Source organism: Bifidobacterium criceti (assembly GCF_002286935.1).
GTDB classification, from domain to species: domain Bacteria; phylum Actinomycetota; class Actinomycetes; order Actinomycetales; family Bifidobacteriaceae; genus Bifidobacterium; species Bifidobacterium criceti.
In genome coordinates, this window is sequence record NZ_MVOH01000033.1 from 1 (window position 1) to 1,709 (window position 1,709).

The window sequence follows — 1,709 nt, forward strand, 5'->3', positions numbered from 1 at the left end:
TCGACGTTGGCGACCGCGCCGTTGCCGAAGATCATGAGTACGGCGGTTCCTACGAATTCGGCCGCCAACTTGGTGAAAAATGAGTATTCCACGAGGGATGTCCTTATTTCTTATGCTCTATACTCTCTCAGGTCCCCGCGGCCTCACATGGACGCGGCGAACCCATCCAGCGTACGCCAAGGCGTGCCCCACATTGATGCATCATCTTTGCAAACCTTTGCATCCCTGATTGGGGCATATAGGAACTAAAGTTATTGATTTAGAGTCTGGTTTGCCTTTTCGCCAGTAGGCGTGTCGCCCCGTTGCAGATGCGCACGGGTATCTGCTTGTGTGGTTTCGTGTGCAATGTGTGTCATGAGGACACGTTCGAAGCAAGCGAAGAAATGCCCGGTCTGCCAGTCGCCGATGCGCAAGAACGGGCACGACCGCATGGGCCGGCAGCGTTGGCAGTGCGATGGGTGCAGGCTGACCGCCGGCACCAGGAACAACACCAAACGGCGCCGCACCCAGCTGGCGCAGTTCCTGGACTGGCTGCTCGAGGCCGCGCCCCAACGCAAACGCACGGAGAGCGCGCGCAACTTCCGCAAACGCGTGGACTGGTGCTGGCGGCTCAAGCCGCGCATCGAACCCGACGGTGTGGTGCATCGCACGGTCATGGCCGACGGCACCTACATGAACGGCTGGTGCCTGCTGGCGGCGGTCGACGGCGAGGACGGCGAGGTGCTCGCCTGGCAGTGGTGCGCCCGGGAGAGCACGGCCGCCTACAAGGCGCTGTTCGCACAGCTCGCCCCGCCCGACGTGCTCGTATGCGACGGCATGAAAGGCATCCTCAAAGCCTGCGCGCAAATCTGGCCGGGCACGCGCATCCAACGCTGCCTGGTCCACGTGCAACGCGACACCAGGGCCGATCTGACCTCCAGACCCAGACTGCAGGCCGGGAGGGATCTCAAACGCCTCGCCGACACGCTCACCCGCATCCACGACGCCGACACGGCCGCCAGGTGGGGCCAGGCGCTCAACGCGTGGCACGAACGCTGGAAAGGCATGCTGGCCGAACGCACGTACGCCAAGGACCATCCCGACGATCCCAGGGCCGCCACGAGCACAAGCGGATGGTGGTGGACCCACCTGCCATTGCGCCGCGCCTATTTCAGGCTTGAACGCCTCTTCAAAGACGGCACGCTCTTTTGTTTCCTCGACCCCACACTGACCGCGCAGGGCCCCGTGCCACGCGACAGCAACCGCCTCGAGGGAGGGCTCAACGCCGCGCTCAAGCGCATGCTCGTCAACCACCGCGGCCTGCCCGAGGCGCACATGCGCCGCGCCTGCGAATGGCACTGCTACATGAACAGCGCCAAACCCGACCCCGCCCGCATCCTCAAGCAACACGACCGGCAGAGCAAACCACGTACAGACCAAGACAACGAGCCCGACATGACCCAGCCAACACTCGGAACCGGCATCGACTGGAACGAATTCCACGCCAGCACACGCTACCCAAACGCAACCGAATGAAAGTCTAAATCAATAACTTTAGTTCCTATATGCCCTGATTGGCGACGACGCCGCGCAATGTCCCCATACGCGCCTCAGTAGTCGCCGTACCGCACACACCATCGTGTGCAGGAAACAATCAACTCGCCGGAACGATTGCCGGTCGAGCTTCGTCATACGCCATCATATGGTCCGCGGACTGCGCCGCGCCGACG

The 1,709-nt window shown here is 62.6% G+C and carries 1 protein-coding gene and 1 pseudogene; one reads left to right on the top strand and one right to left on the bottom strand.

Annotated features, from left to right (window positions below; genetic code table 11):
- Positions 1 to 92 (bottom strand): annotated as a pseudogene (locus tag B1526_RS08865) (aquaporin family protein); the annotation flags it as partial.
- A 262-nt stretch (positions 93 to 354) separates the two neighbouring features.
- Between B1526_RS08865 and B1526_RS08870 the strand changes: the two are divergent.
- The gene (locus B1526_RS08870) at positions 355 to 1,515 is read left to right on the top strand and encodes an IS1249 family transposase (protein ID WP_095615683.1); all 1,161 of its coding nucleotides are present in this window, start codon (positions 355 to 357) and stop codon (positions 1,513 to 1,515) included.
- The last annotated feature ends 194 nt before the right edge of the window (positions 1,516 to 1,709 follow it).